Here is a 17,401-nt window from a genome sequence, read left to right on the forward strand (position 1 = left end):
CCACTTTCAATTTTCACCTTTCAACTAATTAAACAGTTCGTCGAGTCCCTCTATCGGTTCTTCTATATGGGTGTCTCCTTCCAGATTCACATCATCCTTGCACGGGTCATAGCCTTCGGGCAACTGGAATGTTTCATTTTCATCATATCCCAGAGATTTGTCACCGAGCACTTTCACCATGTATTTGGTCCAGATAGGCAATGCCATGGAAGCACCTTGTCCGTGAAGCATCGTATCGAAGTGGATGTCGCGGTCCTCACCGCCCACCCAGCAACCGGACACGAGCGAAGGCGTGAAGCCCATAAACCAGCCGTCGGCATTGTAGTTCGTCGTTCCGGTCTTGCCGCCCATGTCGGCTTTCACACCCAGACGGCGCACACGGCCTCCGGTACCTTCGTTGACAACGGCACGCAGCATGACCAGCATCTTGTAAGCGCTGGATACACTGATGACTTCCTGCATTTCGGGAGCAAAGGTTGCCAGCACGTTTCCGTCGTTGTCCTCGATGCGGGTCACGAACAGCGGAGCTACCCGGATACCCTTGTTGGGGAATGCGGTATAGGCACTTACCATCTCGCCGACGGAAATCTCGCACGGGCCCAGACAGAGTGAAACGGAAGGTACTATATCACGGTTGCGGACACCGAAAGTATGTATAAGACGTTTCAGATTATAGGGATTCAGCTTGCTCATGAGATAGGCCGTAATCCAGTTGTCCGAGTTTGCCAGCCCCCACTTCACAGTCACCATGTCACCAATCAGCTTTTTGTTGGCATTACGCGGCGTCCACGGTTTTCCGTTTTCATCAATCAGCGTGTATTCCACGTGGCGCACTTCGTCGCAGGGAGAAAAACCGTTCTCCATAGCCAATGTATAAAGGAAAGGCTTGATGGTAGAACCTACCTGGCGGCGTCCCACCATGGCCATATCGTACTGGAAGTAATGGTAGTTCGGTCCGCCTACGTATGCCTTGACATGTCCGCTGCGCGGGTCCATGGACATGAAACCGGCACGAAGGAAGAACTTGTAGTAACGGATGGAATCCATCGGGGTCATAATGGTGTCTTTCTCCCCTTCCCAACTGAATACGGACATCTCCTCCGGGGTATCGAAGGCTTTCTTTATTTCAGCTTCGGTGGCTCCGGCTTTCTTCATAATGCGGTAGCGGTCGGACAACCTCATGGCACGTCCCAGAATCTCGTCCACCTGCTCCTGGGTCAGACGGAAGGTGTAGGGAGCTTTCTTGGCCCCTTTCTTTTCCTTGAAGAAGTAACCTTGCAGTTCCTTCAGATGCTCTGTCACGGCATCCTCGGCATACTGCTGCATACGCGAGTCGAGCGTGGTATAGATTTTCAGCCCGTCGGTGTAGAGGTTGTATTTGGTACCGTCTTTCTTGGTGTTCTTTTCGCACCATCCAAAGAGCGGATTGTTCTCCCAGTCGAGTGAATCCTCGTAGTATTTCTGCATCTGCCAACCGCGGTAGTTGGCCTTGTCGGGCTTCTTGGCGGTGAGCACGCCGCGCAGGTATTCGCGGAAATAAGTGGCCAACCCTTCCTTGTGGTCCACACGGTTGTACTTCAGTTTCAGAGGCAACGCCTGGAGGGAGTCGCGCTCGGCTTCCGTAATATATCCCGCTTTCCGCATCTGGTCGAGCACCACATTGCGCCGTCCGCGGGAACGTTCATTGTAGCGCACCGGATTATAGAGAGACGGATTCTTGCACATGCCCACCAACGTAGCCGCTTCCTCAATCTTCAAATCTTTCGGTTCGCAACCGAAGTAGGTAAAGGCAGCAGTCTTGATGCCTACCGCATTGTTCAGGAAATCGAACTTGTTGAGATACATGGTGAGGATTTCCTCTTTTGTATAGTAACGCTCCAGCTTTACGGCAATCACCCATTCGATGGGCTTCTGGAACAGACGTTCCATCACATTGTCGGCACTGGGAGAATAAAGCTGTTTGGAAAGCTGCTGGGTGATGGTACTGCCACCGCCGGCATTCTTCTGCATCAGGATGCCGCGCTTCACTACGGCACGCGTCAGGGCGTAGGCGTCAATGCCCGAATGTTCGGCAAAACGTACATCTTCCGTAGCTATCAAGGCGTTAATGATATTGGGCGACAAATCATTGTATCCCACAAACACGCGGTTTTCCTTACTATAGGAATAAGTACCCAATACTTTTCCGTCCTCGGAAAAGACTTCTGTGGCAAATTTGTAATTCGGATTTTCCAGGTCTTCCACCGGAGGCATATAGCCTATCCAGCCCTTGGCTATGGAAAAGAATATAAAGACACACACCAGCGAAATCAGTGCGATGAAAATCCATAGGATTTTGACGACTTTCCTTATCATGTTTCAGTTGCTAAAATCAAAGTTCAATAATAGGGCAAAGGTACGGAAATATATTGGATGTGCCTATGCTTTTTATATCTTTTTCAGGATAAGATTTCCGGCATCCACAAAAAAAACGCCCGTTTATTTTAATGGAAACTCTCAGTGAAATGCAAAACGATTGCAAAACAATTAGAAAACTTGAAGAAAAAATCGGAAAGGAAAAATACATCGTAATGAACTATAATACAGATTGAAACAATGAAAACTTGCCCTCGCGCGCGTAAGAGGAGATAAGATAAGAAGAGAAGAGAAAAAAACGACGTTGTCGTTAAAAAGAACGACGGCGACGGCGTAAAGAGATACCACACTTCACTGTCCGGAATGCCACACTTCGACAAGGCAAACGCCGCACTTGAATAAGGCAAATGCCACACTTGAACATTCGCGAAATGCGGCATTTACTTTGTCGAAGTGTGGCATTCCGGATGATGAAGTGTGGCATTCCGGACAACAAGCCACACGGTTAAAAAAACAGCCCATATTTCGCAAAAAACTTCCCCGCATATTTCCGTAGCCCGCATATTTTCCGTAACTTTACACTCTCGAAAAGTATAAATGAATTCAACGATATGGAAAACAGAAGTTTAGTCACCATTGCCGAGCATAGCCGGGAAAAAATCCTCTATATGCTCGAGATGGCGAAAGAGTTTGAAGCCCATCCCAATCGGCATATATTGGACGGGAAAGTAGTTGCCACCTTATTTTTCGAGCCTTCCACCCGTACACGCCTCAGTTTCGAGACTGCCGCCAACCGGCTTGGAGCACGTGTCATCGGGTTCAGCGACCCAAAGGCCACCAGCTCATCCAAGGGCGAGACGCTGAAAGACACCATCAAGATGGTAAGCAACTATGCCGACATCATCGTGATGCGCCACCACCTCGAAGGGGCCGCACGCTATGCCAGTGAAGTCACCACCGTGCCCATTGTGAATGCCGGAGACGGTGCCAACCAGCATCCCTCACAAACCATGCTCGATCTCTACTCCATCTACAAGACACAAGGCACACTGGAGAACCTGAACATTTTTCTGGTCGGCGACTTGAAGTACGGCCGTACCGTCCACTCCCTGCTGATGGCCATGCGCCACTTCAACCCCACTTTCCACTTCATCGCTCCCGACGAGTTGCGGATGCCCGAAGAATACAAAATCTACTGCCGCGAGCACAACATCAAGTACGTGGAACATACGGACTTTACGGAAGAAATCATCGCTGATGCCGATATCCTCTACATGACCCGTGTGCAGCGCGAGCGCTTCACCGACCTTATGGAGTACGAGCGGGTGAAGAATGTCTACATCCTGCGCAACAAGATGCTGGAACATACCCGTCCCAACCTGCGCATCCTGCATCCGCTGCCCCGTGTCAACGAAATAGCCTATGATGTGGACGACAATCCCAAGGCATACTATTTCCAGCAGGCACAAAACGGACTGTATGCCCGTGAAGCTATTCTGTGCGATGTACTGGGCATCACGCTGGATGAGGTGAAAAAGAGTAAAGGAGTAATTCAGTAGAATCGTCTAATAACTAATATTTCAAGATGTTAAGCGAAAAGAAACAGGAATTGCAGGTTGCTGCTCTGGAAAACGGCACTGTAATAGACCATATACCCTCCGAGAGACTGTTTACCGTAGTCTCCCTGCTCGGACTGGAACACATGAGCAACAATATCACCATCGGCTTCAACCTCAAGAGCAAGAAGCTGGGCACGAAAGGCATCATCAAGATTGCCGACAAGTTCTTCTGCGACGAAGAGATAAACCGTATCGCCGTGGTGGCTCCCAATGTAAAACTGAACATTATCCGCGACTACGAAGTGGTGGAGAAACGCGAAGTCCGCCTGCCCGAAGAGCTGCGCGGAATCGTGAAATGCGCCAACCCGAAGTGCATCACGAACAATGAGCCTATGCCTACGTTGTTTCATGTCGTGGATAAGGACAATTGCGTCATCAAATGCCACTACTGCGAAAAGGAGCAGACCAGAGAAGATATTGAGATTATATGAAAGAAGACTGGAAACCCGGAACAATGATTTATCCGCTGCCTGCCGTATTGGTGAGCTGCGGAAGCACTCCGGAGGAATATAACATTCTGACTATCGCATGGACGGGGACGATTTGCACGAACCCGCCCATGTGTTATATCTCCGTACGCCCCGAACGCCACTCCTACGACATCATCAAGCGGAATATGGAGTTCGTCATCAACCTCACCACGAAAGACATGGCCCATGCCACGGACTGGTGTGGCGTACGCTCCGGAAAGGACTACAACAAATTCGAGGAAATGCATCTGACACCGGGGAAAAGCACCGTAGTCAGCGCGCCTCTTATCAAGGAATCACCGCTTTGCATAGAATGCCGGGTAAAGGAGATTATGGCTCTCGGTTCGCACGACATGTTTATAGCGGATGTGGTAAATGTACGTGCCGATACCCGTAATCTGAACCCTGAAACCGGCAAACTGGAACTGGCGGAAACGAATCCGCTGGTCTATGTGCACGGTGGATATTATGAGCTGGGAGAAAAGATAGGCAAATTCGGATGGTCAGTAGAGAAAAAGAAGTAATAATGCGATAAAGGTTTTAAGAGATGGAGTTGCGACGAATCTTGATGGGCTTATATCTGTTGGCCTTCCCCGCCATGATGTGGGGACAGACTCCGGTTGTGCCCGGTACTGCCGACGAAGAGCATTCCAGACACCGCAAGGAAACTCCGGTCAATTTCGGTTTCAAAGGCGGTTTCACCTCTTCCTTGTTCCTTGTATCCCAGTTCAGCGTCAACGGAGTGCCCATCGACGAAGTGCAGAACAATTACAAGATAGGATATTTCGGCTCCCTTTTCATGCGGATAAACTTCGACCGCCATTTCCTGCAACCGGAAATATCCTACAACATCAACCGGTGCAACATCACCTTCGAGAAACCTCTGCCCGAAGACGCCGCATCAGGAGCCCGGCCGGAGGAAGCCTCCATTACATCGTCCATCCACAGTATAGACATCCCCGTCATCTACGGATACAACTTCATCAAGGAGGGGCCGTACAGCCTTGCCGTCTTTGGAGGACCCAAAGTGCGCTATATATGGGACAGGAAAAGTGACATCGACTTCGAGAAATTCGACCAGGTGAATATCCGTGAAAGGCTGCGTCCGCTCAATCTCAGTTTCACCGTCGGCGTATCCGTCACCATCTCACGCGTCTTTTTCGACTTCCGTTACGACATGGGGCTGCATAACATCTCCAAGAGCGTGACATACGATATTCCGGCCGACAACAACGCTGCTGACGAAAACACGAAAAACGAAATCCGTTTTCACCGCAGGGACAATGTGCTAAGTTTTTCTTTCGGAGTGTTCTTTTGACAGTAAATTTCTTCCTTTTCTTTCAATTTATTCATTTATTTCCCGTAAATTTGTGCGCTTAATAAGAGAACACAGATTTATCAAACTTATCTAATAAGCAGAATGAAAAGAGATGATTTAATTTTCGAACTTATCGAAAAAGAACACCAACGTCAGCTCAAAGGCATTGAACTGATTGCATCAGAGAACTTTGTAAGTGACCAGGTTATGCAGGCAATGGGCTCCTGCCTCACCAACAAGTATGCTGAAGGATACCCCGGCAAGCGTTACTATGGTGGTTGTGAGGTAGTAGACCAGAGTGAGCAGATTGCCATCGACCGCTTGAAACAGATTTTCGGCGCAGAATGGGCCAACGTACAGCCGCACTCCGGTGCACAAGCCAATGCAGCCGTATTCCTCGCCGTGCTCAATCCGGGCGACAAATTCATGGGACTGAACCTTGCACACGGCGGTCACCTCTCCCATGGCTCACTGGTCAACACTTCCGGTATTATCTATACTCCCTGCGAATACAATCTGAACCAGGAAACCGGACGTGTGGACTATGACCAGATGGAAGAAGTTGCCCTGCGCGAGAAACCCAAAATGATTATCGGCGGCGGTTCTGCTTATTCCCGCGAATGGGACTACAAGCGCATGCGCGAAATCGCGGACAAGATAGGTGCCATCCTAATGATTGACATGGCTCATCCTGCCGGACTGATTGCAGCCGGTGAACTGGATAACCCCGTGAAATATGCCCACATCGTGACCTCTACTACTCACAAGACTCTGCGTGGTCCTCGTGGTGGCGTTATCATGATGGGTAAGGACTTCCCCAATCCCTGGGGCAAGAAAACTCCGAAGGGAGAAATCAAGATGATGTCCCAGTTGCTGGATTCAGCCGTATTCCCCGGTATCCAAGGTGGTCCGCTGGAACATGTCATCGCAGCCAAAGCCGTTGCCTTCGGCGAAATCCTGCAACCGGAATGGAAAGAATATGCCAAGCAGGTGAAGAAAAACGCCGCTGTCTTGGCACAAGCCTTGATAGACCGTGGCTTCACCATCGTTTCCGGCGGTACGGACAACCACTCCATGCTGGTAGACCTGCGCAGCAAATATCCCGATTTGACCGGTAAGGTTGCCGAGAAAGCGTTGGTATCTGCCGACATCACCGTAAACAAGAACATGGTTCCGTTTGACAGCCGCTCGGCTTTCCAGACTTCCGGTATCCGTCTGGGTACTCCTGCCATCACAACCCGTGGTGCCAAGGAAGACCTGATGCTCGAAATTGCCGAGATGATTGAAACCGTTCTGTCCAACGTAGACAACGAACAAGTCATCGCAGAGGTACGTGCACGCGTAAATGCGAAGATGAAAGAATACCCGCTGTTTGCTTATTGATAAGCAAACAGAATTAAAAATTAAGAATTAAAAATTAAAGGCTGCGCAATGTTCGCTTTGAACTGCGCAGCCTTTAATTTTTAATTCTAAACGCGCTCCGCGCGTTTAGCTCAGCCCTTCTATATTTCCGTCCACAATATCAATGTGTTCGGCTTGTGGTTTCTTGGGTAATCCCGGCATACGGAGAATTTCACCGGCGATGGCTACAATCATTTCCGCACCGTTATTGACCACAATATCCTTGATGTGGAACTCAAAGTTGTTGACTGCACCATATATCTTCGGGTCGGCAGAGAAGGAGTACTGCGTCTTGGCAATACAGACGGGGTAATGGCTGATACCCATCTGCTCTATCAGTTTGATAACCTTGCGGGAGTGGAGACTGTAAGTCACTACGCTTGCCCCGTAGAGGTTGCAGGCTACCTTTTCTATTTTACGTTCCACGCAATCGCTCTCTTCGTAGGTGAAGGTCAGCGGTTCGGATGGTTTGTTCTCGATAGTATCTACTACCAGATTGGCAAGGTCAACGGCTCCCTCTCCTCCTTTGGCAAAGGCGTTGTTCACGGCAAAACCTACCTCAAGCTTTTCTTCGCAATGGCGGCGGATAGCTTCCACCTCCTCGTCCGTATCACTGGCAAAACGGTTGAATGCCACGATGACCTGCTGGCCGAATGAACGCAAATTGCGTACATGCTTGTCCAGATTGCCGAAGCCCTCTTTCAGTCCTTCCATATTGGGTTCCTTGATGCGGTCCAGACTGACGCCGCCATGCATCTTCAATCCTTGTGCGGTAGCAACGATTATCGTCAACTTGGGCTGTAGGCCGCTCTTGCGGCACTTGATATTGTAAAACTTCTCCGCACCCAGGTCAGCCCCGAAACCGGCTTCCGTCACTACATAATCGCCGAATGTCATGGCCATTTTTGTGGCAAGAATGGAGTTGCAACCATGGGCAATATTTGCGAACGGTCCTCCATGAACAAAAGCAGCAGAGCCTTCGGTAGTCTGTACCAAGTTGGGGTTGATAGCATCTTTCAACAGTACGGTAATGGCACCGGCTACTCCTAACTCCTTCACTGTGAAAGGAGTACCATCGAAACGGAATCCCAGAATAATATTTTCGATACGGCGACGGAGGTCATCGAGGTCCGTTGCCAGACAGAGAATAGCCATAATTTCGGAAGCCGGGGTAATATCGAAGCCCGACTCCTCGGTAATGCCGTTGGTGCTCGGTCCCAATCCGGTGACAATGCTCCGCAAGGAACGGTCATTCACATCAAGTACGCGCCGCCAGATGATTTCTTTCAGTCCGAAGCCGTCCGCCTGATGCTGGTACAAGTAATTGTCGAGCAAAGCGGAAATCATGTTGTGTGCGGAGGTAATGGCGTGAAAGTCGCCCGTAAAGTGCAGGTTTATCTTCTCCATGGGCAGCACCTGGGCATATCCTCCACCGGCAGCACCGCCTTTCATGCCGAAGCAAGGACCTAACGAGGGTTCGCGTAAAGCCACAATCGCTTTCTTGCCAATCTTGTTCAGCCCCAATGCCAGCCCGATGGACACGGTTGTTTTACCGATACCCGCTTTCGTAGCCGTGATAGCCGTCACCAGTATCAGATTGCTCTTCTTCACTTTCTCTTCATCAATCAGATGCGTAGGAATCTTGGCTATGTAACGGCCATAGTTCTCTACTTCGTCACGCGGGATATCCACACTTTCAGCCACCTGCTTTATCTTCTTCAGCTCTATGCTGCGGGCTATTTCAATGTCCGATTTCATACAGAGTCTTTTCTTTAAATAACAACTTTAATGTTTTGAAAGTTGCAAAAGTACGAAAAATCCCCGATTATTCCATCTGTATTTGATACTAAGAATAGCTTTCCGTCAGTATACATCCATCCATCATCCGGACAATCCTTCCCGCTTCGCGGGCATTCTCCTCCGAGTGAGTCACCATCACCACAGTGGCGCCTTCACTGTTCAGTTCTTTCAGCAACGCCATCACTTCGTTGCCGTTGATAGAATCCAGGTTACCCGTAGGCTCGTCGGCAAGAATGAGATGGGGATTGGTAACAATGGCACGGGCAATGGCAACGCGCTGTTGCTGCCCCCCCGAAAGCTGCTGCGGATAATGCTCCGTGCGGTGTGCAATCTGCATCCGTTCCAAAGCACAATTTACACGCTCCACACGCTCGCGAACGGGGACTCCGGCATAAAGCAGAGGTAATTCTACGTTTTCAAAAACCGTCAGTTCGTCTATCAAGTTGAAACTCTGGAAGACGAATCCGATGTTTCCATTACGTAAGTCTGTACGACTGTTCTCCGAGAAGCGGGACACCTCCTGCCCGAGGAACCAAAGTTCGCCCGATGTCGGATTGTCCAGCAATCCCAGTATATTCAATAAGGTGGACTTGCCGCATCCGGACGGCCCCATGATTGCCACAAACTCGCCCCGATTGATTTCAATATTCACCTCATTCAAGGCTGTGGTCTGCACATTCTCCGTGCGGAAGATTTTACTGAGTCCGATTGTCTTTATCATATATCTTTATTTTATGTTATCATTCATATCTCAATGATTTCACCGGATTCTGCGACGCCTTTCTCCATGTCTGCCCAATGACCGTCAGCAAAGCAATGCCTGCAATGACAGCACCCACTGCCACGAATAGCCACCAGCTGATTGGTGTCTGGTAGACAAACTCGCTGATCCAATGCCGCATGAAGAAATATCCCAAAGGGCAAGCTATGATGAAGGCAATCCCCACCCACTGCAAATATTCGCGGCAGAACATTTTCACGATACGGTCGGAATGTGCACCGTTCACTTTACGGATGCCAATTTCCTTGGTCCGTTGCTCTGTAGAGAGGGCAACCAGGCCAAACACTCCCATCATGGCTATGACGATGGCAAGCACTGTGAAGAACAGCAACATCTTGCTCTGCTGTTGCTCTTTGGCGTAGTTCTTGTTTAAGGCATCAGAAAAGAACTGATAACGAAATTCTTTCATAAAAAGCGGTGCCATCTCATCAAATTTCTGCTGTATGAATTTCAAAGTCTCCTTCTTGTTTTCGGGAGAGATTCTAATAAAAAGATATTGCATCTGTTCAGGTGAATAAAAGATAAAAGCAGGCCTTATCTTCTCACGCAAGGACTGGAAGTTGAAATCCTTCACCACCCCTACTATCCGATAATTAAAATGCCCCCACCAAGTATCCGTAAGGCGGAATTCCGTTCCGATAGGATCTGCCACCTTCATAGCCTTCCAGGCAGACTCATTGATTACGACGGTACGCTGTAGAGCGCCTCCACCCCAGTAGTTGTCATAATCTGCCTCCAGCGATTCCCCCTTTATCATCTCCAGGTTGAAAACCTTTATGAAATCATCGTCTGCAATGATAGGCACCATTTTCAAAGTATTCACCTTTCCATCCATATCTATCCATTCCGCTTCGCCCCCCTCTTTCTTTTCTCCGTTTTCATACAGATTTTCTATCGGGCTTCCCATTGCCACACTCTGCACATTGGGATTCTTCAGAATTTCCTGCCTAAAGTCATTGACATTGTACCACAGATTGGTATAGACCGTCACTACATTTTCTTTGTTCAAGCCCAAGTCCTTATTCTGCATAAAATACAGTTGCTTATAAACCAACATCGTAGCAAGCATCAAGGTGATGGTGATGATGAACTGTACGCATATCAGGCCTTTCAGCATCCCTCCCTTCTTACCGGTTTTCTTGCCCCCCTTGAATGCTATCAGCGGATTGACGGATGAAAGGTAGAATGCCGGATAGCTGCCTGCGACACACCCTATCCCAACAATGCCGAACAGGACATAAAGCACGACACTCCAACTCAAATTCAGTGATACTTCAGTACCCATTGCCTCATTGAAAAGAGGAAGCATCAGTTCCGTCAGAGCCAAAGCCAACCCCAAAGAGATGACAGCCTGCACCATACCTTCGGACAAGAACTGTGTAATCAACGTCTTGCGCTTGGCGCCTGTCACCTTGCGCACCCCTATCTCTTTGTAACGCATGGATGCCCTTGCCGTAGAGAGTGTCATAAAGTTGAATGCCCCCATAAAAATGACCAGGACAGCCAGTCCGATAAACAAATAGATGCTTGCCATACTGCCATGATTCTTTACATTGGGATCGGCAAAGTTTGTCTTCAGGTGAATATCCTTGATAGGCTGGAAACGAATCAGTGTATTCTTGTCTCCAAGCTTGGAAAATACCCGGCTCATCTCGCTGTGTTCTTTCGCATACATCTTTCCTGCATCTCCAAGTTTCATCTTGACGTAGACATGCTGATCCTCACGGAAAGTGTTACGATCGATACCATATGCTTTTGCAAAATTATCAAGGTCACAGAGTATATCAAAATAGATATGGCATTTGGAAGGAATCTTCACGACTGCCACCACTTTCTTTGCTTCCCAGCCATATAAATCGTCAGCCACTTCTTTCAATTTCTGCCCGATTGCCGCCGTGGCGCTGCCAAACAGTTTAATCGCCATCTTCTCGGATAACACAATGTAATTACCCTTTTTCATATCAGTAAGGTTACCCGCCATTACTTCAAATGGAAAAACTTGAAAAAAGGCCGTATCCGTATACACACGATATCCTGAAAGACTTTTTCCTTCACCAGTCTCCATGCTCCCTTCTCCGATATACTTGATGGCAGTGGCAGCCTCTACTTGTGGGAAGTTTTCTTTGAAGATTTCAGGCAAGGCGAGAACAGTACTGGATGACTCTGTTATTTCACCGGTTTGCTGCCGGACAACTTCTACTACCCGATAAATGCGGTCGGTATCGGGGTTATAATCTTCATAGGTCAGTTCGTTCACCACCCAAAGATAAATAAGAAATGCCGCCGCCATACCAAACACAAATCCCAGCATGTTGATGAGAGAAAAAAGCATGCTCCGTTCGATAAGACGGAGCGCCACTTTGATGTAATGTTGTATCATACCATTCTACTATTTTACAATGACGATAGAGTTTTTTTCGTTGCAAAGCTTATCTACGAATAATTCGCAATAACCATACCAAACCGTAAATATCTATTTATCAAATATTTAGCTTAAATACACTTACATAAAAATGCACGGTATCGTACACCAAATGCACGCTTCCGTACACTGTACTTTCAAAAAGTTTCTGTACCTTTGCCCATATCTGTAAGGAGAAGATGTTTTTTAATCTCTATCTAATCACTTAATTATCCGCAATGAAAAAAGGCAAAATACTGATTGTCGATGACAATGAAGATATCCTTTTCACTCTGAAGCTGCTGTTGCGCCCACTGGCAGAAAGCGTCACGCTCCTTTCCGACCCTCGGGAATTACTTCCCGTCATTTCCCGTACTCGTTTCGACGTCATTCTGCTGGACATGAACTTCCGACGGGATGCCGTCAGTGGAAAGGAAGGATTCCACTGGCTGGAAGAGATTCTAAGGTTGGACGCAAAAGCCGTCGTCATCTTCATCACAGCCTATGCCGATACGGAAAAAGCCGTGCAAGCCATCAAACAAGGTGCTACAGACTTCATTCCAAAACCGTGGCAGAACGAAAAACTACTGGCCACCGTGTCTTCTGCCCTGCAACTAAGTTTCAGCCGTACGGAAGTGGAAGCCTTGAAGAAGCAAAAGGAAAAACTGAAAAAACAGCAGGAGACCTTGAAAGGACAAGCCGGAACTCTCTGCATTCCTGCCGAACCGACAAAAGTAATCGGGGAGTCGGCTGCCATGCACGCCATTTTCCAGACCATCCGCAAATTTTCCGACACAGACGCCAACCTCCTGCTACTGGGAGAAAACGGAACGGGAAAGGATTTGATTGCCAGATATGTCTACGAACAATCGCCCCGGAAAAAGGAAGTGTATGTGCCGATAGACTTGGGAAGCATCCCCGAAACATTGTTCGAAAGCGAGCTCTTCGGCTATGAAAAAGGAGCTTTTACCGATGCGCGCAACGGTAAACCGGGACGGATGGAAGTAGCTTCGGGAGGTACCTTGTTCCTCAACGAAATAGGCAATCTGAAACTGCCGCTACAAGCCAAACTGCTCTCAGTCATCGAGCAACGGAGAAGTTCACGGATCGGCTCCACCGCTTCTTATCCGGTGGATGTGCGGTTGATATGCGCTACCAATTCCGACCTATACGCAGCTATTGACAAGGGAGAATTCCGCCAAGACTTGCTGTACCGCATCAATACGATTGAAATCCGTATTCCTCCTCTGCGTGAACGGGGCAATGACTTATTCCTACTGGCCGATTTCTTTCTGCAACGCTACAAGAAGAAATACAGGAAAGACCTTCGTGGCATTTCAAAAGAAGCACGCAAGCAGATGCAGCTTTATCGCTGGCCGGGAAACGTAAGGGAATTGGAACATGCCATCGAACGTGCAGTAATTCTTTCCGGAAGTACACTGCTGACTGCGGAAGACTTCAACCTCCGGAACAGGCAATCACAAGAAGCGGTCTCCGAAAGGGAAAGATACAATATAGAACGGATGGAAAAAGAGAACATCAACGAAGTACTCCGCATCTGTGGCGGCAACATCACGCTGGCGGCAGAAATGTTAGGCATCACAAGAACATCACTCTACAGAAGAATCGAGAAATTTAAGCTATGAAACAAACCTGGACAAAATCTCCCCTCTGCCTGACAATGGCCTTGCTGCTATGCTGCATAACCACCGCCTGCCTTGCCCTTCATGGCTTCTACATCAGTTTATGCATCTCCATCCTGCTAACGCTGGGCGTAGCCTATGCCATCTACCGTTATATTCTGCGTTCAGCCCGGGCTATGGCACAATTCATATGGGCTGTACGTTATTCCGAATTTCTTTCTTCTCCGATACAAGGCTGTGAAAGCCAACGTTCGCTGCCGCCGGAACTGCTGGCAGAGATGCAGGAAGCATTGGAGCACTACCGCCGTAATCTGCAAAAGAAGGAGAGTCGGCTGCAATACTTCCAGGCACTTGCCAACCACATAGACATTGCCATACTGGTCTATACCCCGGACGGAACTATGGAGTGGATGAACGAAGCGGCCAAACGGCTCATCGGCTCAAATACCGACAATATAGCCCTCAAAGTACCCAAAAGGATCGACGACCTTCATCCTTTCCACTCCGAATTGCCCGGAAAATTGTATAAGCTCAAGGCCGGTGACCTATCTGTCCTGCAAATTAAACGGAAAGATGAGCATATCCAACTTGCCCTCTCAGGTATGGAATTTACCATTCAAGGCAGACAACTCATCATCGCCAGCATGAAGAACATACACTCTGCCCTGGACAGCCAAGAAACGGAGGCTTGGCAGAAACTGATCCGCGTACTGACGCATGAAATCATGAACTCCATCACCCCCATCATCTCTCTCACTGAACTGCTGTCCAGACAGATAGAAGAGCTGAAGGGCGATGAGGGAACCAAATCCGAAATACTCCAGATGCTCCAGACCATCAGCCGACGCGGCAACGGATTGGTACACTTTGTCGGCAACTACCGGGAGGTTTCCCATCTTCCACAGCCCTTACTGAAACCACACACCGCGCAGGATATTCTGCAAGATACCCTGCAACTTATGCAAAGTGAACGGAACGACTTACAGCTCTCGCTTCCCAGAAACTCCCTATGCATCATTGCAGACAAAGCCCAGATTGAACAGATCCTTATCAACCTCATAAAGAATGCCCGTGAAAACGAGGCAGAACATATCGTTCTTTCCTCAGGCATCACTTCCACTGACCACCCCTACCTGCGTGTGGCAGACGACGGGACCGGCATCGAACCGGATGTACTGGAACGTATCTTCATCCCTTTCTTTACTACCAAGCCATCCGGTTCAGGAATCGGGCTGACCATTTCACGACAAATCATGCACCAGCACAACGGAAACATCACTGTCAGCTCTCACCTTGGAGAAGGAAGTACCTTCACGCTGCTATTTCCATCTATTTAAACCGCGACGTATCCACCGCCTCCCGTTGCTTCTCCTTATATCCTCCGAATTTATAGGTAAACGATACGCCGAATTCGCGGAAGCATGAGTAATGATTCGTCACATTCTGCGTCTGGAAGCGGATGCGGGGAGAAATCTGTCCCGTCTCAAAAATGTCGTTGCAGTAGAGGTTGAGGATGGCTTTGTTCTTGGCGAAGCCGTAGCGCAGGGCAATATTCACATTGCCCGACGTAGGCAGGTCGTAGATGCCCTGAATGGCTTTACTATGCACAAATCCGGTCACCGTCAGCTTCAAGTCGGGTTTGGTGGAGAGAGTAAAAGTATTGTTCATCTGGGCAATGCCATAGCATTGCTTTCTGTCGAAAGGAATATCCCAGAAATCACCATCCTTTTCGCGATGCCACAAGCCGATGAGGGTAAGGCGAGAATTCAACCAATCCTTCACCTTAAATGGGATAGAGGCTTGTATTCCTGCTTGTTGCTGATAATCAAAATTGAGTGTCTTGTAGATTTCAACCAGACGTTCGGAGGATTGGTAGAGTGTCTGTACGGAGTAGTCCTTGGTATGGTTGAACCAAGCGCTGAAGATGTATTTGCTCTTCAAAATATAGGTCATTTTCAGCTCATACTCTTGTGCCGGTTTCAGCAACGGATTACCATGCAGCTCAGAGTATCCGCCACCGATGTAAGAGACGGCATCCTGCACCGCCCAGTAGTCGGGATAGTCCTTGTCGCTGCTCAGAGAGAGCTGAAGGATATGTCCCGGTGACGGCATATAGTTCAAGTTGACGATGGGATACCAGTCCCACTGGTTCCAGACGGGAGTCTTGTAATGCTCCACAGCCAGGGAAGCGTCCAAAGCGAGTTTGTCGCCGAAACTCTTGCTGAAACCTGCATAGATATTCCAGGTCTGCTCGCGGCGGCGGGACTTCATATTGCTCAAGGCATCCGATGAGGTCAGTTGTCCGCCGGTTTCGGGGTCATAATAATATTGGTAGCTGTTGTCGATGCTGGTAGTATAGATGGCTCCGTAATTCAAATCCCAACCTTTTCCCAGACTGTGCTCCTGGGCCAGAAAGAATTTCCAGCGGTTGATGCGCTGACAGTCTTCCGTGTAGAAATCGAGTTCCTCATCCTGCATACGGCTATGCAGTAGTTGGTTGGACGGAGAGCGGTAGTAGGTCAGTTCGGCACCGGCTTTGAGGCCGAAAGGGGTACGATAGTCCAGACGGCCGTTGTGCAGCCAGTCGGTGCTATTGCTATGAGTTGTGGACACCTGCGTGCCCGTCACGCCCTTCCAGTTGTGGGAGGTGGAATAGCCACCGTTATAGACGAAACTCAGCTGATGGTCCTTGGCGATGTTATAGTCCGCCCCTACCCTGAAATTATGGGTATGGCTGCGGCCACGGCCCACCTCATCTGTTGTCATGGGGTGAACCGAGCCGTCTGCCAGAGTGTGCACAGCCTCTTTGTCGGTAGTAGAGTAGCCCCGGCCATGGCTGTGCGAGTAAAGAAAATCTGCTGAGAATTTATTTTTGCTGAAGAGCAGGCTGGCGCGTTCCTCAAAGCCTTCGTTATGCTTCTGGCGATACTTGGCATAGAGTTCGCCTTGCCAGGAGCCGGGGCCGCCTGCCGATTGTTTCAGGGTGATATTGATAAGTGCGCCACGCACCTGGTAGCGTGCAGGGGCGTTGTACATCACTTCCGCCTTCTCTATGCGGCTGGCAGGGATGCTGCGCAGCAAGGAATAGAGCTGCTCTGTGCTGAGGGTGGTTACTTTGCCGTCCAGGATAACGGTGACTCCCTGACCTGCCAACTGCAGCCCTCCATTCATCTCGATGACGCCGGGAAGCTCTTTCACGGCATCGTAGGCATTATCTACGGGGAGGTTCTGGATAAGGCGGGGCAGGTCGTACACCAGCTTGCCTTGCGCTGCCTTTACGATGGGGCGTTCACCGGTAATCATCACTTCCGGCAAGGTCTGATAAAGACTGTCCAGACGGGCATCGGTCGTGATAAGGCTGTCGGCGCTGAGGATGCGGTTGTCGTCCGCACCGGAGGTGGTTGCAGTGCCGTTGTTCTCTTGTGCCGAAAGACTGATGCTCAAAGCACAGCATACAATAGGGAGTAAATAGAATCGTTTCATGTTCTTCTTTTTATTTATGTTTATATTCTTCTTCTTCTGCAAATCTTCGTCTGCAAAGTACGGCAGAATCAGCAGAAACTTGTGTTATCAGCGGCTTACCAAGTGTTATCCAGTGTTATCGGGAGTGTTA

The 17,401-nt window shown here is 49.0% G+C and carries 12 protein-coding genes; 7 read left to right on the forward strand and 5 right to left on the reverse strand.

Annotated features, from left to right (window positions below; translation table 11 throughout):
• Positions 1 to 24: 24 nt before the first annotated feature.
• On the reverse strand, positions 25 to 2,355 hold the full coding sequence (locus tag DW947_RS00295; protein WP_005829073.1) for a transglycosylase domain-containing protein: 2,331 nt from the start codon (positions 2,353 to 2,355) through the stop codon (positions 25 to 27).
• Positions 2,356 to 2,966: 611 nt separating this feature from the next.
• Here DW947_RS00295 and pyrB point away from each other — a divergent pair.
• From pyrB to glyA, 5 genes are all read left to right on the forward strand, one after another.
• Positions 2,967 to 3,914 carry an aspartate carbamoyltransferase gene (gene pyrB / locus DW947_RS00300; protein WP_005829081.1) on the forward strand — a complete coding sequence of 316 codons (948 nt, stop codon included), beginning with the start codon at positions 2,967 to 2,969 and terminating at the stop codon, positions 3,912 to 3,914.
• 26 nt (positions 3,915 to 3,940) lie between these two features.
• Complete coding sequence (pyrI, locus tag DW947_RS00305; protein ID WP_005829083.1) at positions 3,941 to 4,405, forward strand: aspartate carbamoyltransferase regulatory subunit; 465 nt, start codon at positions 3,941 to 3,943, stop codon at positions 4,403 to 4,405.
• A complete protein-coding gene (locus DW947_RS00310) occupies positions 4,402 to 4,968 on the forward strand; it encodes a flavin reductase family protein (RefSeq protein ID WP_117748779.1) in 567 nt (188 codons plus the stop codon). The genes pyrI and DW947_RS00310 overlap by 4 nt, the downstream gene beginning before the upstream one ends.
• A 23-nt stretch (positions 4,969 to 4,991) precedes the next feature.
• Positions 4,992 to 5,762 carry a porin family protein gene (locus DW947_RS00315; RefSeq protein ID WP_117962466.1) on the forward strand — a complete coding sequence of 257 codons (771 nt, stop codon included), beginning with the start codon at positions 4,992 to 4,994 and terminating at the stop codon, positions 5,760 to 5,762.
• Between the two features lie 102 nt (positions 5,763 to 5,864).
• The gene (glyA, locus tag DW947_RS00320; RefSeq protein ID WP_005829088.1) at positions 5,865 to 7,145 is read left to right on the forward strand and encodes a serine hydroxymethyltransferase; all 1,281 of its coding nucleotides are present in this window, start codon (positions 5,865 to 5,867) and stop codon (positions 7,143 to 7,145) included.
• A 105-nt stretch (positions 7,146 to 7,250) separates the two neighbouring features.
• Here the strand turns inward: glyA and DW947_RS00325 are convergent, their stop codons facing one another.
• The 3 genes from DW947_RS00325 to DW947_RS00335 all read right to left on the reverse strand — a co-directional run bounded on the left by DW947_RS00325 (position 7,251) and on the right by DW947_RS00335 (position 12,124).
• Positions 7,251 to 8,921 (reverse strand): formate--tetrahydrofolate ligase, encoded by a 1,671-nt coding sequence (locus DW947_RS00325; protein WP_005829089.1) that lies wholly within the window; start codon positions 8,919 to 8,921, stop codon positions 7,251 to 7,253.
• Between the two features lie 88 nt (positions 8,922 to 9,009).
• Complete coding sequence (locus DW947_RS00330; RefSeq protein ID WP_117748782.1) at positions 9,010 to 9,684, reverse strand: ABC transporter ATP-binding protein; 675 nt, start codon at positions 9,682 to 9,684, stop codon at positions 9,010 to 9,012.
• Positions 9,685 to 9,703: 19 nt separating this feature from the next.
• Positions 9,704 to 12,124: an ABC transporter permease gene (locus DW947_RS00335; protein ID WP_117748783.1), complete on the reverse strand. Its 2,421-nt coding sequence runs from the start codon at positions 12,122 to 12,124 to the stop codon at positions 9,704 to 9,706.
• Positions 12,125 to 12,384: 260 nt separating this feature from the next.
• Here DW947_RS00335 and DW947_RS00340 point away from each other — a divergent pair, with 260 nt between their 5' ends.
• On the forward strand, positions 12,385 to 13,791 hold the full coding sequence (locus DW947_RS00340; RefSeq protein ID WP_117748784.1) for a sigma-54-dependent transcriptional regulator: 1,407 nt from the start codon (positions 12,385 to 12,387) through the stop codon (positions 13,789 to 13,791).
• Positions 13,788 to 15,125: a sensor histidine kinase gene (locus DW947_RS00345; RefSeq protein WP_117748785.1), complete on the forward strand. Its 1,338-nt coding sequence runs from the start codon at positions 13,788 to 13,790 to the stop codon at positions 15,123 to 15,125. Before DW947_RS00340 ends, DW947_RS00345 begins: the two co-directional genes overlap by 4 nt.
• On the opposite strand, the gene DW947_RS00350 is transcribed toward DW947_RS00345, so the two are convergent.
• Complete coding sequence (locus tag DW947_RS00350) at positions 15,118 to 17,271, reverse strand: outer membrane beta-barrel family protein (protein ID WP_117962566.1); 2,154 nt, start codon at positions 17,269 to 17,271, stop codon at positions 15,118 to 15,120. The two genes, DW947_RS00345 and DW947_RS00350, sit on opposite strands and share 8 nt — an antisense overlap.
• Between the last annotated feature and the right edge of the window lie 130 nt (positions 17,272 to 17,401).

Source organism: Bacteroides sp. AM44-19, from assembly GCF_003603395.1.
Lineage (GTDB): Bacteria > Bacteroidota > Bacteroidia > Bacteroidales > Bacteroidaceae > Bacteroides > Bacteroides uniformis.